Source organism: Streptomyces sp. NPDC091289 (genome assembly GCF_044757365.1).
Lineage (GTDB): Bacteria > Actinomycetota > Actinomycetes > Streptomycetales > Streptomycetaceae > Streptomyces.
Genome location: NZ_JBIVUT010000020.1, coordinates 126,686 through 144,170, shown reverse-complemented (window position 1 = coordinate 144,170; position 17,485 = coordinate 126,686). Strand labels below are relative to the sequence as shown.

Sequence of the window (17,485 nt, the reverse complement as noted above, 5' to 3'; positions counted from 1 at the left end):
CCTGGGGCGGTTACGCGTCCTCGTCGTCCTCGTCGTCCAGCCGTGCCAGCCAGGTCGCGAGGCGCTCGACCGGCACCTCGAAGTCGGGGTTGAGATCGACGAACGTCCGCAGCTGCTCGGCGAGCCACTCGAAGGTGACCTCCTCCTCGCCGCGTCGCTTCTCCAGTTCCTCGATGCCACGGTCCGTGAAGTACATGGGAAAAGGATAGCGAGGCCCGGAGGCCTCGGAGACGCCGGAGACCCGGCCCCGCGACGAGCGCGGAACCGGGTCCCCGGGGTGTTCGGCGTTACGGTCCTCAGGCCTCGAAGACCTCGTTGACCAGCTGCGTCTGCTCCGCCTGGTGGCGCTTGGCCGAGCCGACCGCCGGGGACGAGCCGTGCGGCCGCGAGATGCGGCGCAGGCGCTCGCCGTGCGGCACGTCCGAGCCGACCGCGAGGTCCAGGTGGTCGATCAGGTTGAGCGCGATGAACGGCCACGCACCCTGGTTCGCCGGCTCCTCCTGGGCCCAGAGGTACTTCTCGGCGTTCGGGTACTTCGCGATCTCGGCCTGGATCTCCGCACCCGGCAGCGGGTACAGGCGCTCGAGCCGGATGATCGCCGTCTCCGTGTCGCCGCGCTTCTCCCGCTCGGCGTCCAGGTCGTAGTAGAGCTTGCCCGCGCAGAAGACGACCTTGCGGACATCCTCGGCCTTGACCGACGCGTCGCCGATCACCGGGCGGAAGCCGCCGGTGGTGAACTCCTCGATCGTCGAAGCCGCTGCCTTCAGACGCAGCATCGACTTCGGGGTGAAGACGATGAGCGGCTTGTGGTGCGGGTTGTGCACCTGCCAGCGCAGCAGGTGGAAGTAGTTCGACGGGAGGGTCGGCATCGCGACCGTCATGTTGTCCTGCGCGCACATCTGGAGGAAGCGCTCCGGGCGGGCGGAGCTGTGGTCCGGGCCCTGGCCCTCGTAACCGTGCGGCAGCAGCAGCGTGACGCCGGAGGTCTGGCCCCACTTCTGCTCGGCCGAGGAGATGAACTCGTCCACGACGGTCTGCGCGCCGTTGACGAAGTCACCGAACTGGGCCTCCCAGATGACCAGCGACTCCGGACGGGCCAGCGAGTAGCCGTACTCGAAGCCCATCGCCGCGTACTCCGAGAGCAGCGAGTCGTAGACGTTGTACCGGGCCTGGTCGTCGGCGAGGTACAGCAGGGGGGTGTAGTCCTCGCCGGTGACCTGGTCGACCAGGACCGCGTGGCGCTGGCCGAACGTGCCGCGGCGGGTGTCCTGGCCGGCGAGCCGGACCGGGGTGCCCTCCATCAGCAGCGAACCGATGGCCAGGGTCTCGCCCATGCCCCAGTCGATCGTGCCGTTCTCCACCGAGGCCGCGCGACGCTGCATCTGCGGCATCAGACGGGGGTGGACGGTGATCGACTCGGGGATGTTGACCTGCGACTCGGCGATCCGCTTGACGACCTCGGCGGAGACCGCGGTCTCCAGGGCCACCGGGAACGCGGCCTGCGGCTCCGGGACGTGCGGGGCGGCCGGCTGCGAGGTGGCCTCGCGGACCTCCGCGAAGACCTTCTCCAGCTGACCCTGGAAGTCCTGGAGCGCCTGCTCCGCCTCTTCCAGCGTGATGTCGCCGCGACCGATGAGGGACTCGGTGTAGAGCTTGCGCACCGAGCGCTTCTTGTCGATCAGGGTGTACATCTGCGGGTTGGTGAACTCCGGGTTGTCGCCCTCGTTGTGACCGCGGCGGCGGTAGCAGATGAGGTCGATCACGACGTCCTTGTTGAACGCCTGCCGGAACTCGAAGGCGAGCCGCGCGACACGGACCACGGCCTCCGGGTCGTCACCGTTGACGTGGATGATCGGCGCCTCGATCATGCGCGCCACGTCGGTGGCGTACATCGAGGAGCGCGAGGACTCCGGGGCGGCGGTGAAGCCGACCTGGTTGTTGATCACCACGTGCACGGTGCCGCCGGTGCGGTAGCCGCGCAGCTGCGACATGTTGAGCGTCTCGGCGACGACGCCCTGGCCCGCGAAGGCCGCGTCGCCGTGGAGCGCGACCGGCAGGACCGTGAAGTCCGTGCCGCCCTTGTTGATGATGTCCTGCTTGGCGCGGGCGATGCCTTCCAGGACCGGGTCGACCGCCTCCAGGTGCGAGGGGTTGGCGGCCAGCGAGACCTTGATCTGCTCGCCGTCCAGACCGGTGAAGGTGCCCTCGGCGCCCAGGTGGTACTTGACGTCGCCGGAGCCGTGCATCGAGCGCGGGTCGAGGTTGCCCTCGAACTCGCGGAAGATCTGCGCGTACGACTTGCCGACGATGTTCGCCAGGACGTTCAGCCGGCCGCGGTGGGCCATGCCGATGACGACCTCGTCGAGGCGGGCCTCGGCGGCGGAGTCGATGACCGCGTCGAGCAGCGGGATGACGGACTCGCCGCCCTCCAGCGAGAACCGCTTCTGGCCGACGTACTTCGTCTGCAGGAACGTCTCGAACGCCTCCGCGGCGTTCAGCCGGCGCAGGATGCGCAGCTGCTCCTCGCGCTCGGGCTTCGGGCGCGGGCGCTCGACCCGGTCCTGGAGCCACTTGCGCTGCTTCGGGTCCTGGATGTGCATGAACTCGATGCCGGTGGTGCGGCAGTACGACTCACGGAGCACGCCGAGGATGTCGCGGAGCTTCATCATCGTCTTGCCGGCGAACCCGCCGACCGCGAAGGACCGCTCCAGGTCCCACAGGGTGAGGCCGTGCTCGGTGATGTCCAGGTCGGGGTGCTTGCGCTGGTGGTACTCCAGCGGGTCGGTGTCGGCCATGACGTGGCCGCGGACCCGGTAGGAGTGGATCAGCTCGAAGACCCGCGCGGCCTTGGTGACGTCGTCGTCGTGCGAGGCGTCGATGTCCTTGAGCCAGCGGACCGGCTCGTAGGGGATGCGCAGCGCCTTGAAGATCTCGTCGTAGAACTCGTTCTCGCCGAGCAGCAGCTGGGAGAGGACCCGCAGGAACTCGCCGGAGGCGGCGCCCTGGATGACCCGGTGGTCGTAGGTCGACGTCAGCGTCATGACCTTCGAGATGCCGAGCTTGTTCAGGGTGTCCTGCGACGTGCCCTGGAACTCCGCCGGGTAGTCCATCGCGCCGACGCCCATGATGAGGCCCTGACCGGGCATCAGGCGGGGCACCGAGTGAACGGTGCCGATGCCGCCGGGGTTGGTCAGCGAGGCGGTGACGCCGGAGAAGTCGTCCATGCCGAGCTTGCCGATGCGGGCGCGCCGGACGATGTCCTCGTACGCCTGCCAGAACTCGAAGAAGTTGAGCGTCTCGGCCTTCTTGATGGCCGCGACGACCAGCTGGCGGTCGCCGTTCGGCTTCACCAGGTCGATGGCCAGACCCAGGTTGATGTGCTCCGGCTTGACCAGGGTCGGCTTGCCGTCCTTCGTGGCGAAGGAGTAGTTCATCGACGGCATGGCCTTGAGGGCCTGCACCATCGCGTACCCGATGAGGTGCGTGAAGGAGATCTTCCCGCCGCGGGCGCGCTTGAGGTGGTTGTTGATGACGATGCGGTTGTCGAAGAGCAGCTTCACCGGGACCGCGCGGACGGATGTGGCCGTCGGCAGCTCCAGCGAGGCGTTCATGTTCTTCGCGACGGCGGCCGAGGGGCCGCGCAGCGTCACGTACTCCGGGCCGGCCGGGGCCTCGGTGGCCTCGTCGGCCTTGGCGGGCGCGGCGGCGGGCTTCGCCGTCGCGGGCTTCGCCGGAGCCGGGGCCGGGGCCGCCGGGGCGGCCTTGGCCGGTGCGGGCTGCGCGGGAGCCGCCGGAGCGGCTGCGGGCGCGGCCTTCGCCGGGGCCGGGGCGGCCGCCGGAGCGGGCGCGGCCGGTGCGGCGGAGGCCGGAGCCTCCGTCACCGGGGCGCCGGGAACGGGCTTGTCCGCCGTGCCGGAGGCACCCGGCTTGTAGTCGGCGAAGAAGTCCCACCAGGCGCGATCGACCGAACTGGGATCCTGGAGGTACTGCTGGTAGATCTCGTCGACGAGCCATTCATTGGCGCCGAACGCCGCGGCCGGGTTGGTGCCCGGTCCGGCTTGGTCGGTCGAGATGCTCGAGTTACTGGGGGACTGAGACGACACGGCGGCAACCGCCCTCTTCCGCTTCACAAGGTGATGGACAGCGGAAATCAAGGCTACGCCCCCCGAACCGTTCCTTGCAGGCCGGGCCGGTGCTTCGTCGTGCACATCACATCGGAAGGCGGGTTTCGGCGCAGGAAATGGCGGGAAACAAGCGAGGTTCCACTGCACTTCGGGTACGCAGGACCACAGGGACGGTCTTCCGACCGCATCCCCTGGCGGTCCCTTGCTGGCAGGACACGGATGAACGCGCCCTTCCGGTTCGACCCTATGTCAACCGCGCCGTCAACCGCGCTGCCCGGGAATTCCCGGGAGGGTGACCTGGATGCGGCAGCCCCGTACGGATTCGGCCACCCCGATCCGGCCGCCGTGCAGATCGACCGCCCAACGGGCGATGGCCAGACCCAGTCCCGTACCGCCGTCGCTCCCCGGACCGTGCGGGGACGGCGCCTGACCCCGGTTGAAGCGCTCGAACACCCGGTGGCGCTCCGCCTCCGGGATGCCGGGCCCCTCGTCGACGACCTCCAGCTCCAGCGACTCGGGGTAGGCCCCGCGCCGCGCGAGCACCGTCACCCGGCCGTGCGGCGGGCTGTGCTTGACCGCGTTGTCGATGAGGTTGGCGACCACCTGGTGCAGCCGCTCGGCGTCCGCGTGCGCGGTGAGCTCCGGCGGTGAGACGTCCAGGTGCAGATGGACGTCCGTACGGGAGTGGTTGCCCGAACCGGACGACAGACGTCGGTGCGAGGCGGCGAGATTGGCCTCTTTCAGTACGCCCGAGAGATACGGCCACACCTCGAAACGGCGTGCCTTGAGCGCCACCACCCCGTTGTCCAGCCGCGACAGGTCCAGCAGCGTCTCGACCAGCCGGCCCAGCCGCTCCGTCTGCTTCAGCGCCGTGCGCATCGTCTCCGGATCGGCGGCGGACACCCCGTCCACCACGTTCTCCAGCACGGCTCTCAGCGCCGCGATGGGGGTGCGCAGCTCATGGCTGACATTGGCGACCAGCTCTTTTCGATGCCGGTCCTCCGCCTCCAGATCGTCCGCCATGCGGTTGATCGTCTGAGCCAGATCGCCCAGCTCGTCCCGCCGCCCGGCACCGCTCACCCGGCGCGTGTAGTCGCCGTGCGAGATGGACCGGGCCACCGCTCTCATCTCGTCCAGCGGCGCCGTCAGACCGTGCGCCACGAACTGGGTGATCAGCAGCGTCGCGATCACCGAGAACACGGTGATGAACTGGAACTCGGTGCGGGTCCGCAGGGCGACGATCAGCAGCCCGGTGGTGATGAACACCGAGACCACGACGAGCGTGCCCAGCTTGGCCTTGATGGAGAAGGACCGCATTCCGGGCCCTGGCCAGGTCATGGCGCCGGAGTCTCCAGGGCGTAGCCCACGCCGTGCACGGTACGGATCCGCTCCGCGCCGATCTTCCGGCGCAGCGCCTTGATGTGACTGTCGACCGTGCGGGTGCCCGAGGCGTCCGCCCAGTCCCACACCTCGGCCAGCAGCTGCTCCCGGGAGAGCACCGCACGCGGGGTGTTGGCGAGGCAGACCAGCAGGTCGAACTCGGTCGGCGTGAGGTGGACGTCCTCGGCGCGCACCCGGACCCGGCGCTGCGCGTGGTCGATCTCCAGCTCACCCAGACGCAGTATCCCGCTGCGCGGGGTGACGGCGGCCAGCGCGGCCCGCTCCACCCGCCGCAGCAGCACGTGCACCCGGGCGGCCAGCTCCCGCATGGAGAACGGCTTGGTCATGTAGTCGTCGGCGCCGACCCCGAGCCCGACCAGCATGTCGGTCTCGTCGTCGCGTGCGGTGAGCATCAGCACCGGCACCGGGCGCTGCGCCTGCACCCGGCGGCAGACCTCCAGGCCGTCGAAGCCGGGAAGCATGATGTCGAGCACCATCAGGTCGGGCTGCCAGGCCTCGGCCGCGTCCACGGCCGCGGGGCCGTCCAGCGCGGTCTGCACCAGGAAGCCCTCCGCCCGCAGCCGGGCGGAAATGGCGTCGACGATCGTGGCGTCGTCCTCGACCACCAGCACCCGGCGCTGAGCCCCCGGGGTGGCCGCGACGCCGTTGTGGGTGGTGTGTGTCTGTTCCATCGCCCCGCCCCTGCCCGTTCTCGCGGGAGCCATTCCCCCGGAGGCACGGTCTTCGCTCGTGGATTTCGTGGGTGATCCCGTGTGCCGGTCAGCAGCGTAAAGGCAGCGGAGGGCTCCCGGCTACGCAGGGTGTTGCCCCGGAGGTGCGCGTTCATGCCTGCCGGGCAACCGGATCGTCGTCCTTGTACCGGTTGACCCGTGCCACCGCCGGGCCGTGCATACCGGGAGGGGGGTTCAGGCGGCCCGGAGTGCGAGATGGACCACGTCGGGCACACCTCGGGCAACGGCCACCTCTTCCGTCCTAACCCCGCTGAACCCGGCATTCCGCAACGCCTGTTCGAAGGCCGTCGACGGCTGCGCGGACCAGACGGCGAGCACGCCGCCCGGGGTCAGCCGGTCGTGACAGTGCGCGAGTCCGGCGGCGGAGTAGAGGCTTCCGTTGTCCTCCGTGACCGTCCAGTCGGGCCCGTTGTCGATGTCCAGGCAGAGCGCGTCGTAACGCTCCGTGGCCGTACGGAGGTGGGCGACGAGATCCGTGTGCAGGATCCCGGTCCGGGGGTCGGCCAGCGCCGGCCCGGAGATCCGGTCCAGCGGCCCGGCCCGGTGCCAGTCCACGATCGCCTGCTCCCGCTCCACGACCACGATCCGCCCCCAACGCCCCTCCTCGGCGGCCCGCACCAGCGAGAACCCGACGCCCAGACCGCCGATCAGCACGGACGGGCCGGTGCGCCCGGCGGGCAGGGCGGCCAGCGCGGCGTCGATCAGCAGCCGCTCGGAACGCCCGTCGGAGGTGTCCATCAGGAAGCAGCCGTTGGCGATGATCTCGAAGTGCTCGCCGCGCCCCCGCAGGACGACCTCGCCGAAGGGGCCCTCGCGGCGGTCGAGGACGAAGGGGGTGCCGTCGGCGGGGCGCGTCGGCATCGGGGCCGGGGCGTGCGGTGCGGACATCGCGTCCATCGAAGACATGGTGTGGCTCTCCGGTCTCCGGTCGTAGCGGTCGGTGTCCGCCATCCTGTCCCGCCGCCCGGGGGGAATGCCAGCGGGTTCCCCCTCCGGGGGCGGGGAACAACGGTCCGTCCCGCGGTGCTGCCGTAAAGGCGGCCCGGGGACCGGAACGTGCCTGATCGCTCAGAGCGAACAAGTGCTGGGGAACATTCGGCGGCTCAGGAGCATTGAGTCCACATAGCTCAACTTGCCTGCCGAAGGGGAGATCATGACTAACGAGTCCCAGGCGTTCACACCGATCGACCTGCCCGTGCTGCCGCTCGACGACGAGGTCGTCCTGCCCGGCATGGTGGTGCCGCTGGACCTGTCCGACACCGAGGTGCGCGCCGCCGTCGAGGCCGCGCAGGCCGCCGCCCGCCCCGGCGGCGGCAAGCCCGAGGTGCTGCTGGTCCCGCGGATCGACGGGACGTACACGGGGACCGGCGTCCTCGGCACCGTCGAGCAGGTCGGACGCCTGTCGGACGGCGACCCGGGCGCACTCATCCGGGCCCGCGACCGGGTCCGCATCGGCGCCGGGACCAGCGGCCCCGGCCGGGCGCTCTGGGTCGAGGGCACCGTCCTCGACACCGCCGCCCCCGACCCGCTGCCCGGCTCCGCCGCCGAGCTCGTCAAGGAGTACAAGGCGCTCGCCACCAGCTGGCTGAAGAAGCGCGGCGCCTGGCAGGTCGTGGACCGGGTCCAGCAGATCGACGATGTCTCCGCGCTCGCCGACAACTCCGGATACTCGCCGTTCCTCACCACCGCCCAGAAGGTCCAGCTCCTGGAGACCGTGGACCCGATCGCCCGGCTGAGGCTCGCCATCCAGTGGCTGAGCGAGCACCTCGCCGAACAGGACGTGGCCGAATCCATCGCCAAGGACGTCCAGGACGGCGTCGACAAGCAGCAGCGCGAATTCCTGCTGCGCCGCCAGCTGGACGCCGTACGCAAGGAGCTCTCCGAGCTCAACGGCGACCCGGAGGACGAGTCCGACGACTACCGGACCCGCGTCGAGGCCGCCGACCTGCCCGAGCACGTCCGCGAGGCCGCGCTCAAGGAGGTCGAGAAGCTGGAGCGGTCCAGCGACCAGTCTCCCGAGGGCTCCTGGATCCGCACCTGGCTGGACACCGTCCTCGAACTGCCGTGGACCGAGCGGACCGAGGACGCCTACGACATCCGCGGCGCCCAGGAGATCCTGGACGCCGAGCACGCCGGCCTCGCCGACGTGAAGGAACGCATCACCGAGTACCTCGCGGTGCGCAAGCGCCGCGCCGACCGGGGCCTGGGCGTCGTGGGCGGCCGTCGCGGCGGCGCGGTCCTCGCCCTCGTGGGCCCGCCCGGCGTCGGCAAGACCTCGCTCGGGGAGTCCGTCGCGCACGCCATGGGCCGCAAGTTCGTCCGCGTCGCGCTCGGCGGTGTCCGGGACGAGGCGGAGATCCGCGGCCACCGGCGTACGTACGTGGGGGCGCTGCCCGGCCGGATCGTGCGGGCCATCAAGGAGGCCGGTTCGATGAACCCGGTCGTCCTGCTCGACGAGATCGACAAGGTCGGCTCCGACTTCCGGGGCGACCCGGCCGCCGCCCTCCTCGAAGTCCTCGACCCGGCGCAGAACCACACCTTCCGCGACCACTACCTGGAGGTCGAGCTCGACCTCAGCGACGTCGTCTTCCTGGCCACGGCCAACGTCCTCGAAGCCATCCCGGAGGCCCTGCTCGACCGCATGGAGCTGGTCCGCCTCGACGGCTACACCGAGGACGAGAAGGTCGTCATCGCCCGGGACCACCTGCTCCCGCGCCAGCTGGAGCGAGCGGGTCTGGAGAAGGACGAGGTGGCCCTGGAGGAGTCGGCGCTGCGCAAGCTGGCCGGTGAGTACACCCGCGAGGCGGGCGTACGGAATCTGGAGCGGGCCGTCGCCCGGCTGCTCCGCAAGGTCGCGGCCCAGCACGAACTGGGCGACCGCGAGCTGCCGTTCACGGTGACCGACGCCGATCTGCGCGGCCTCATCGGCCGACCGCACCACGTGCCCGAGTCCGCCCAGGACCCGGCCGAGCGCCGCACGGCGGTGCCGGGCGTGGCCACCGGGCTCGCGGTGACCGGGGCGGGCGGTGATGTCCTCTTCGTCGAGGCGTCGCTCGCCGACCCGGAGACCGGGGCGTCCGGACTGACCCTGACCGGTCAGCTCGGGGACGTCATGAAGGAGTCGGCGCAGATCGCGCTGAGCTTCCTGCGGTCGCACGGCGCGGAGCTGGAGCTGCCGGTCGCGGACCTCAAGGACCGGGGTGTGCACATCCACTTCCCGGCGGGCGCGGTCCCGAAGGACGGCCCGAGCGCCGGTATCACCCTGACGACCGCGCTGGCCTCGCTGCTCTCCGGACGCCTCGTCCGTACGGATGTGGCGATGACCGGTGAGGTGTCGCTGACCGGACGGGTGCTGCCGATCGGCGGCCTCAAGCAGAAGCTGCTGGCGGCCCACCGCGCGGGCATCACCACCGTGGTGATCCCGCAGCGCAACGAGGCCGACCTGGACGACGTGCCGGCCGAGGTGCTGGAGAAGCTGGACGTCCACCCGGTCACCGACGTCCGCCAGGTGCTGGAGATCGCCCTCGCCCCGGCCTCGGCCCGGACCGAGGACCGGACGGGGGGCAGGATCCCGGCCGCGGCCTGACCGCCACGCAGTGACGGGCGCGGTATCAGGTACGCGACCGGTACGGACGGCCCGCTTCCCGAGTCAACGGGGGGCGGGCCGTTCCGTGTGCCGTACGTACCGGTCAGGGGCGGTAGATCGTGCCCGGCTCCGGCTCGGCGGGGGCCATCAGTTCGGGGACGGTCACGAAGGTGTAGCCGTCCTTCTGGAGCGCGTCGATGATCCCGGGCACGGCGGGCACGGTGCCCTTGTAGATGTCGTGGAGCAGGATGATGCCGTCCTTGCTCGCCTGGTCCAGGATCCGCTTCTTGATCAGCGCGGAGTCATTGGTCGAGTAGTCCTTGGCGGTGGCGCTCCACAGCACCTGGGAGAGCCCCAGGTCCTTGCTGATGTCCGAGACCGTGTCGTCGGTGCGGCCCTGCGGCGGGCGCATCAGCCGGGGCTTCTTGCCGGTGATCTTCTCGATGGCCAGCTGGGTCTTCTCCAGCTCGGCGCGTATCTCGTCCGGCTTCCGGTCGGTGAGGACCTGGTGCGTCCAGGTGTGGTTGGCGACCTCGTGACCCTCGTCCTCGATGCGCTGCACCACGTCGGGGTGCTTGATGACGTGGTGCTTGCCCAGCAGGAAGAAGGTGGCGTGCACCTTCTTCTCCTTGAGGATGTCCAGCAGCTCCGGGGTGTCCTTGCCCGGCCCCGCGTCGAAGGTCAGGGCGATGCACTTGGCCTTGCGGCAGTCCACCGGCCCGAACGAGCCCTTGGCGTCCGAGGCCGCCTCGCCCCGGGCCGAGCCCGGCGCCGTCGTGTCCATCGAGCAGCCGCTCAACGTCAGTGTGAGCGCCGTCACCAGCGCCGCGGTCAACCCCATCCCTGACAACGGCATCTTTCTGGGCACGACGCATCACTCCTCTGTGCGGAAAATCCGCACAGGTGTGCGGTACGCCGAGGACTATACACAGTGCGTATACGCGGAGTGCATAGCGGGGTGCGCAGTGGCGCTCCGGGCGGCGAGAGCCCCGGTGACCCAGGTGCGGAAGAGCCCCGAGGTGCGGCTGCCGGTCCACTCCTGCGAAATACTGGCCGAGCTGCGGCGTCGACCGGTCGCGGAGGCAGCTTTCATCGGCAGGAAACCGTACGAGGGGTACTGACGTGCGCGGGAACGACAGCGATCCGGAGCCCGGTGCGCCGGACGGTAGCGGTGTGGACCACGAATTCCTGGCGCTGGAGCGTGAGTTGGCCGTGTTCCTGCGCCGGGCACGCGCCAGCTCGGGCGAGATGGCCCGGGAGGTCCACCCCGAACTGGAGCCCGCCGCCTACGGCCTGCTCGTCCGCCTGGAGGCGGCGGGCCGGCAGCGGGCCACCGAGCTGGCCGCGTACTTCGGCGTCGGCAAGGCCACCATGAGCCGTCAGCTGCACTCGCTGGAGAACCTCGGGCTGGTGGCCCGCGAACCCGACCCGGCCGACGGTCGCGCCTGGCTCGTCCATCTCACCGACGACGGCCTGGCCCGCTTCCGCAGCGTCCGGGACGCCCGCCGCGGGCGCTACGTACGCAAGCTGGCCGGCTGGGACCGGGCCGAGATCGCCGAACTGGCCCGGCTGCTGCACCAGCTGAACGCCCGCGCCGAGAGCTGACCCGCCACCGTCGCGTCCGCCCGGGGTGGCTCCGTAATCGGCGCGCCAGCCCGGGGCGGCTCCGTAACCGGCGCGCCCGCCGGAAGTCGCTCCGGAAGCCGGCCCGGCGCCGTCGCGCTCAGTCCAGCTCCACCAGGAGCGCGGTGGCGTCGTCGTGCGTCTTGCCGCGCCCCAGCCGTACGCGCCCGGCCTCCGCGTCGGCGGCCTCCAGCTCCCGCACCCGGTCGATCAGCCCCTGCGGCCCCGCCTTCCGCAGCAGCCCCAGCGTCTGTGTCCAGTCGCCCTCGCCGAACACCTCCGTCCAGCGGGCCGCCCCGTCCGTGAGCGCGGCGATGGCCCGGACGCCGGACGCCGGGGTGCTGCCCGTCACCGCGCGCGCCGCCACCGACGGATCGGCGGCGGCCGTGAAGAAGCCGCCCTCCTTGTTGCGCACCGTGGAATCGGCGATCGCGTTCGACGCGAGCGAGCCCGGCGGCAGCCGGTCCAGTCGGTCGTCGAGGACCGCCCGGACCTCGCCGTCGCGGGACTCCAGCAGCAGGGCCGAGTCGGAGAGCACCAGGTGCTCGATCGTGTGTTCGTTCCAACGTGCCAGGACCACGGTCGCCTGAGGTGTACGCACGTGAGAAAGGTCACAGGTGACCCGATGGGCGTCGGCTGTACGGGAGATGGCCGCGGCCAGGATCTCGGTCAGGGTCAGGTCGGGGCGGGAACCGGACAGTTCCCCCAGCGCACCGCCCAGCCGTGCGGTGAACCACGGGACCGAGTGCACACAACCGTCGTCCCCCCGTGGCGGGGTGACGCCGTCGAGCAGGACCAGAACACCGCCCTGGCCGGACGCGGGAAGAGACCCGGAGGCCCAGTCCTCATTGGGGCGTTCGGGGCTGCCGGGCGCGGTGGCGAGTTCGATGCGCATGGCGCCAGTCTGCACGAGCCCTTCACCGACTCCGCACGCGACCGGAAATGGCCTGTACCAGCAGGTCAACGCGGGCGCACAGGGCGGAAGGAGCGACTCCGGACCGATGTGCGGGCGGGCATCTTGCCAAAGGCGGAGCGGAAGTTCCACCCCGTCGTCCATGCATGGTCAGGGGCGCACCAGGGGAGACTTGTTCGCCAACTCCGGAGTGATGTTCACTCCTTCGAGTGGCGGAGCGGTTGATGCGCGCCCCCCTCTCATAAGCGCTGGAATGGTCAGAAGCCGTACCAGGAGCGGGGCGCCCTTCCATGTGACCGTGCGTCACCTCTGCTTCAAGGGTGGACGAGTCAAGATTGCGAGCACCGGTGCAGAAGAAGCGGCCGCGGAGCAAGGGCACGACGCGCGACGGTTCCGGGGCGACGCCTCCGGCACCCGGCGCGGACAAGCGGACCGTGCGGGTGCGCAGCCGACTGGTCGCAGGTGTCGCGGTCGTCGGTGTCATCGTCATAGCGGCGGGCGCCCCCGCCGTGCTCGGGGCCTCCGCCGATCTGACCGAGTCCCAGCGGCTGGTCACGCTCGCCGAGCTGAACCAGCAGGCGGTCACCCTCGGGCACTCCCTCGCCGACGAACGTGACGCCATCACCGCGTACATCGCCGAAGGCCGGGTCGAGGAGGGCGACGACAGCGACGGCGCGAAGAACCGCGCCGCCCGCACCACCCGCGTCGACCAGCAGATCGACGAGATCCACGAGGCGGCCTCCGCGGCCCTGCGCCGCGACCTCTCGACGGTTCCCTCGCTGCGCCGCTCCGCGCTGACCGGCAAGGGCTCGGCCCTGGAGGCGCACCAGGCGTACTCCGACATCATCGCCAAGCTGCACGGCATCGCCGCCGAACTGGCGGAGAAGACCCCGCCGCGCGCCGCCGACGCCACCCGGGCCCCGCTCACCCTCGGCGGCGCGTCCGAACAGGCCTCCGCGACCCGTGGGCTTCTCCTCGCCGCGCTCGCCGTGCCGACCCCCGAGCCGACGGCCCCGCAGACCGACCCCTTCACCGGGCTGCCCGTGCAGACCCAGGACGAGGGCGCCACCCGCGCCGACCGTGAACGCGACCGACTGAGCGCCGCCGCCCAGCAGGCCCGTGTCCGGGAGCTGGCCGCGCTCGCCGACTTCGACCAGGCGGCGGACCCGAAGGCCCGCGACAAGCTCTCCGCCACGGTCACCGGACCCGAGGTCAACGACGCGGAGAAGTACCTCACCCGCCTCACCGACCGCCCCGAGCTCTCGGAGGCGGAGCGCCGCATCGACGCCAAGAAGCTGGAAGCGCTTCTCTCCGCCCGCGTCGACCGGATGCGCGGTGTCGAGTCCGCCCTGACCACCGGCCAGGTCCAGCACCTGGAGGGCCTGCGCGACGACGACGTCACCGCCCTCGAACTGAGCATCGCCCTGCTCGGCGGCTGCTTCCTGCTCGCCGTCGGCGTCTCCACCGCCGTCGCCCGCACGCTCACCCAGCCGCTCGCCGTCCTGCGTATCGGCGCCGCGCGCCTCGCCGAGGACCCCGAGAACGCCGAACCGGTCCGCTACACCGGCCGCAACGACGAGTTCGCCCAGGTCGTCCGGTCGATGAACACCCTGCACGGCAGGCTCACCACCCTGCACCAGGACTTCACCGGACGGGTCGAGGGCCTCACCGGCGAACGGTCCAAGCTGATCGCGGGCCGCGAGAACCTCGTCGCCCAGCGGGCCGAACTCCAGACACAGGCCTCCGAGCTGGCCACGCAGCTGGAGCAGCTGAGGAACACGGTCAACCACACCTTCGTCAACCTCTCCCTGCGCACCCTCGGCCTGGTCGAGCGGCAGCTCGGCGTCATCGAGGGACTGGAGGAGCGCGAGCAGGACCCGGAGCGCCTGGCCACCCTCTTCAAGCTGGACCACATGGCCACGGTCATGCGCCGCCACAGCGAGAACATGCTCGTCCTCGCCGGCGCCGAGCACGGTCACGGCCACGCCGGGCCGATCCCGCTGGTCGACGTGGCGCGCGCGGCCGTCAGCGAGATCGAGCGGTACGAGCGGGTGACCATCCAGTCCCTGCCGCCGCACGCCCAGATCGCCGGGTTCGCCGCCGACGACCTCAGCCACCTGCTGGCCGAACTCCTGGAGAACGCCACCTCCTTCTCGCCGCCCGACTCCCATGTCGAGCTGTCCGGCTGGCTCCTGGAGAGCGGTGAGGTGATGCTCTCCGTGTCGGACGAGGGCATCGGCATGTCGACGGTCCGGATGGGCGAGCTCAATGCCAGGCTGGCCGACCCGGCCTCGTTCGAGCCGGGGGAGCGGCACATCGACATGACCGGGGCCGGACTCGGCCTCCAGGTCACGTCGTTGCTGGCCGCCCGGCACGGAGTACGGGTTCAGCTGCGCGAGCAGAAGGGGAGTGGTGTGACGGCCGTCGTCGTCCTGCCGGAAGCCCTGCTGCCCAAGACGCTGCCCGCCGCCTCGCCGCCCGCCGTGCAGCTGCCCGGTGACGCGCCCACGCTCAACCTGCCGGGCTCGGTCGCGGAGGCCAACTCCAACGCCCTGCCGAGCCGTTCACCGCTCCCGCCCAGGGCCTCCGACCCGGCCGCCGAGCCCGTCACCGAGCCCGTCACCGAGGCGGCCTCGGACCCCGACACGGAGAACGCCTCCGAGCCGGCCGCCGAGCCCCTGCCCGCCGTGGACCCCATGATCGCCGCCGCCGAGCGGACGATCCGCGAGAGCGCCGCACGCGACGAGAGCCCGGAAGCCACCGACGTACCGGAGCAGGGGCAGGAGCAGGAGCAGGACGCGCAGGAACCGGTCACGGAAGCCGCAGCCGAAGTGGCTGAAGAGGCCGAAGTGACCGAAGTGACCGAAGTGACCGAAGTGGCTGAGGAAGCCGATGAGGCCGAGGAAGCCGAAGAGGCCGAGGCCGGGTCGGACTCCGAGATGACCCTTCAGGTCCGGCTGCCGAAGCCCCCGCAGGCCCCCGCCGCCCCGGTGAACGCCCCGGCCACCACCGACCCGTACGCCATCGGCCCCGACCGCCACGAGCGTCCGGCCGAGACCGGCCCGGGCGACCAGGACCCGGACGGGCCCGCGTTCCGCCCCGCGCCCCACGCCGAGGCCGACGGCACCGTCCCCGGCCCCCGCCGCCCCGAGGCCGGGCGGATCACCGACAAGGGGCTGCCGAAGCGCACTCCCAAGGTGGTCCAGCCCGACGCGACTCCCGCTCCCGGGCGCACCGGCAGCCTGGACCGGGACGCCCTGCGCCGCCGGCTCGGCAGCTTCCACCAGGCGGCGAAGGAGGGGCGGCGCGACGTCGAGGCGGAGATCGCCGAGACCGGTGGCATCGCCCTCGCCGACCTCGGAGGCGTACCCACCGGCCGCACCGGGCACCAGAGCACCACCACCCACGCCACTGGCAACACAGGCACCACAGAGGACGCACGGAACGCAAGGACCGCACGGGCCGCCGAGACCGGCGCCCGGGCGGACGGCCGGAACGAAGAGACGGGGGACACAGTCGAGGAGGCACGCAGTTGACTGCGCCCAGCACATTCGGGCTGAGTACCGAGGCCCGGAACCTTCACTGGTTGCTGAGCAATCTCGTGGAGGAGGTGCCAGGGGTCCACTCGGTCACCGTCGTCTCGTCCGACGGCCTGATGCTGCTCTCCTCCGACCCCGGCCATCTGACCGCGAAGGCGGCCGCACCGGCCCCCGGGACGTCGGACGGGCCCAAGGGATCCAGCGCCGACCTGGCCACGATCGTCTCCGGCATCGGTTCGCTGACCGTCGGAGCCGCGAAGCTGATGGACGGCGGCGGCGTCAAACAGACGATGGTCGCCATGGACGAGGGCAGCGTCTTCGTCATGTCGATCAGCGACGGTTCCCTCCTCGGCGTCCACGCCACCCCGGACTGCGACATGAGCGTCGTCGCGTACCACATGGCCCTCTTCGTCGGCCGCGCCGGACACGTACTCACCCCCGAACTCCGCAGCGAGCTGCGCACATCGTTGGAGAGCGCCCAGTGACCACCGCCGCCGCCGAACCCGCCCCCCGGCTCCCCGTCCGCGGGGCCGACAAGCGCCCCGCCCGGGTCCGCCCGTACTCCCTCACCGGCGGCCGCACCCGATTCGGGCACGTCCTGCTCGTCGAGACGTTCGTCGCGGCCCTCGAAGCGCCCGACGAGCGCCGCGAGCTCACCAACGGCAACCTCGTGTCGCGGGTCATGCCGGAGCTCCAGGCCATCGTCGAACTCTGCCGCCGGATGCGTACGGTCGCGGAGATCTCGGCCCTCCTGAAGATGCCGCTCGGAGTCGTCCGGGTGCTGCTCAGCGACCTGGCCGACCAAGGAAAGATCCGCGTGTACGGGACCGGTCACGGCACCGGCCAGCCCGACCGCGCACTGCTCGAAAGGGTGCTCAATGGACTCCGCCGTCTCTGAGGCGCCGCTCTTCGCCCCGCGCCGGCCGGGGCCCCGGGAACAGGCGTCACGGCCCGTGGACCAGACCGAGGAGTCCCTCCAGGCCTGGCAGCTCGACCACACCCGCGCCCCCACCGCCACCAAGATCGTGGTGGCGGGCGGCTTCGGCGTCGGCAAGACGACGTTCGTCGGCTCGGTCTCCGAGATCACGCCGCTGCAGACCGAAGCGCTGATGACCCAGGCCAGTGAGGAGACCGACGACCTCACCGCGACGCCCGACAAGACCACCACCACCGTGGCCATGGACTTCGGCCGGCTCACGCTGGAGGACGACCTCGTCCTGTACGTCTTCGGCACCCCGGGCCAGCAGCGCTTCTGGTTCATGTGGGACGACCTGGTGCGCGGGGCGATAGGCGCGGTCGTCCTCGCCGACACCCGCAGGCTGGAGGACTGCTTCCCGGCGCTCGACTACTTCGAGAGCTGCGGGCTGCCGTACATCGTGGCGGTCAACCACTTCGAGGGGACGCCCGGTTACGAGGCGGAGGACGTCAGGGAGGCCCTGACCGTACCGCCGCAGGTGCCGATAGTGATCATGGACGCGCGTAACAGGATCACGGTCGTCGAGTCGCTCCTGGCCCTGGTCGGCCATGCTCTCGACGTCACCCCCGCCTAGACCGCCTGCCCAGACCGC

The 17,485-nt window shown here is 71.1% G+C and carries 13 protein-coding genes; 6 read left to right on the top strand and 7 right to left on the bottom strand.

Annotation, left to right across the window (positions count from 1 at the left end):
* Nucleotides 1-10: 10 nt before the first annotated feature.
* The 5 genes from ACIQPT_RS26195 to ACIQPT_RS26175 form a co-directional block, all read right to left on the bottom strand.
* A complete protein-coding gene (locus tag ACIQPT_RS26195) occupies nt 11-196 on the bottom strand; it encodes a DUF6104 family protein (RefSeq protein ID WP_003966321.1) in 186 nt (61 codons plus the stop codon).
* 100 nt (nt 197-296) lie between these two features.
* Nucleotides 297-4,103: a multifunctional oxoglutarate decarboxylase/oxoglutarate dehydrogenase thiamine pyrophosphate-binding subunit/dihydrolipoyllysine-residue succinyltransferase subunit gene (locus tag ACIQPT_RS26190; protein WP_401159058.1), complete on the bottom strand. Its 3,807-nt coding sequence runs from the start codon at nt 4,101-4,103 to the stop codon at nt 297-299.
* 282 nt (nt 4,104-4,385) lie between these two features.
* Nucleotides 4,386-5,462: an ATP-binding protein gene (locus tag ACIQPT_RS26185; protein WP_401159056.1), complete on the bottom strand. Its 1,077-nt coding sequence runs from the start codon at nt 5,460-5,462 to the stop codon at nt 4,386-4,388.
* Complete coding sequence (locus ACIQPT_RS26180) at nt 5,459-6,196, bottom strand: response regulator transcription factor (RefSeq protein ID WP_030079431.1); 738 nt, start codon at nt 6,194-6,196, stop codon at nt 5,459-5,461. Before ACIQPT_RS26180 ends, ACIQPT_RS26185 begins: the two co-directional genes overlap by 4 nt.
* A 234-nt stretch (nt 6,197-6,430) precedes the next feature.
* Entirely contained in the window at nt 6,431-7,117 is a 687-nt protein-coding gene (locus ACIQPT_RS26175) for a spermidine synthase (RefSeq protein ID WP_401159145.1), read from the bottom strand.
* A 292-nt stretch (nt 7,118-7,409) separates the two neighbouring features.
* Here ACIQPT_RS26175 and lon point away from each other — a divergent pair, with 292 nt between their 5' ends.
* A complete protein-coding gene (gene lon / locus ACIQPT_RS26170) occupies nt 7,410-9,842 on the top strand; it encodes an endopeptidase La (protein ID WP_401159052.1) in 2,433 nt (810 codons plus the stop codon).
* Nucleotides 9,843-9,945: 103 nt separating this feature from the next.
* On the opposite strand, the gene ACIQPT_RS26165 is transcribed toward lon, so the two are convergent.
* Entirely contained in the window at nt 9,946-10,698 is a 753-nt protein-coding gene (locus ACIQPT_RS26165) for a polysaccharide deacetylase family protein (protein ID WP_401159143.1), read from the bottom strand.
* A gap of 266 nt (nt 10,699-10,964) precedes the next feature.
* Between ACIQPT_RS26165 and ACIQPT_RS26160 the strand changes: the two genes are divergently transcribed.
* Nucleotides 10,965-11,447: a MarR family winged helix-turn-helix transcriptional regulator gene (locus tag ACIQPT_RS26160; RefSeq protein WP_401159050.1), complete on the top strand. Its 483-nt coding sequence runs from the start codon at nt 10,965-10,967 to the stop codon at nt 11,445-11,447.
* Between the two features lie 118 nt (nt 11,448-11,565).
* On the opposite strand, the gene ACIQPT_RS26155 is transcribed toward ACIQPT_RS26160, so the two are convergent.
* A complete protein-coding gene (locus ACIQPT_RS26155) occupies nt 11,566-12,360 on the bottom strand; it encodes a hypothetical protein (protein WP_401159048.1) in 795 nt (264 codons plus the stop codon).
* A gap of 365 nt (nt 12,361-12,725) precedes the next feature.
* On the opposite strand from ACIQPT_RS26155, the gene ACIQPT_RS26150 reads away from it, so the two are divergent.
* Genes ACIQPT_RS26150 through ACIQPT_RS26135 form a run of 4 tightly spaced genes read left to right on the top strand, consistent with a single transcriptional unit; the run spans nt 12,726 to nt 17,467 of the window.
* Nucleotides 12,726-15,914 (top strand): nitrate- and nitrite sensing domain-containing protein, encoded by a 3,189-nt coding sequence (locus ACIQPT_RS26150; protein WP_401159046.1) that lies wholly within the window; start codon nt 12,726-12,728, stop codon nt 15,912-15,914.
* Nucleotides 15,911-16,402: a roadblock/LC7 domain-containing protein gene (locus tag ACIQPT_RS26145; protein WP_401159044.1), complete on the top strand. Its 492-nt coding sequence runs from the start codon at nt 15,911-15,913 to the stop codon at nt 16,400-16,402. Before ACIQPT_RS26150 ends, ACIQPT_RS26145 begins: the two co-directional genes overlap by 4 nt.
* Complete coding sequence (locus ACIQPT_RS26140) at nt 16,399-16,815, top strand: DUF742 domain-containing protein (protein ID WP_401159042.1); 417 nt, start codon at nt 16,399-16,401, stop codon at nt 16,813-16,815. The genes ACIQPT_RS26145 and ACIQPT_RS26140 overlap by 4 nt, the downstream gene beginning before the upstream one ends.
* Nucleotides 16,796-17,467, top strand: coding sequence for a GTP-binding protein (locus tag ACIQPT_RS26135; RefSeq protein WP_401159040.1), 672 nt, complete (start codon nt 16,796-16,798; stop codon nt 17,465-17,467). Before ACIQPT_RS26140 ends, ACIQPT_RS26135 begins: the two co-directional genes overlap by 20 nt.
* The last annotated feature ends 18 nt before the right edge of the window (nt 17,468-17,485 follow it).

What these genes read in the sequence shown, in the direction of transcription:
- ACIQPT_RS26195 (WP_003966321.1), bottom strand. Translation starts at nt 196, where the DNA reads ATGTACTTCACGGACCGTGGCATCGAGGAACTGGAGAAGCGACGCGGC.
- ACIQPT_RS26185 (WP_401159056.1), bottom strand. Translation starts at nt 5,462, where the DNA reads ATGACCTGGCCAGGGCCCGGAATGCGGTCCTTCTCCATCAAGGCCAAG.
- ACIQPT_RS26180 (WP_030079431.1), bottom strand. Translation starts at nt 6,196, where the DNA reads ATGGAACAGACACACACCACCCACAACGGCGTCGCGGCCACCCCGGGG.
- ACIQPT_RS26175 (WP_401159145.1), bottom strand. Translation starts at nt 7,117, where the DNA reads ATGCCGACGCGCCCCGCCGACGGCACCCCCTTCGTCCTCGACCGCCGC.
- lon (WP_401159052.1), top strand. Translation starts at nt 7,410, where the DNA reads ATGACTAACGAGTCCCAGGCGTTCACACCGATCGACCTGCCCGTGCTG.
- ACIQPT_RS26165 (WP_401159143.1), bottom strand. Translation starts at nt 10,698, where the DNA reads ATGCCGTTGTCAGGGATGGGGTTGACCGCGGCGCTGGTGACGGCGCTC.
- ACIQPT_RS26155 (WP_401159048.1), bottom strand. Translation starts at nt 12,360, where the DNA reads ATGCGCATCGAACTCGCCACCGCGCCCGGCAGCCCCGAACGCCCCAAT.
- ACIQPT_RS26135 (WP_401159040.1), top strand. Translation starts at nt 16,796, where the DNA reads ATGGACTCCGCCGTCTCTGAGGCGCCGCTCTTCGCCCCGCGCCGGCCG.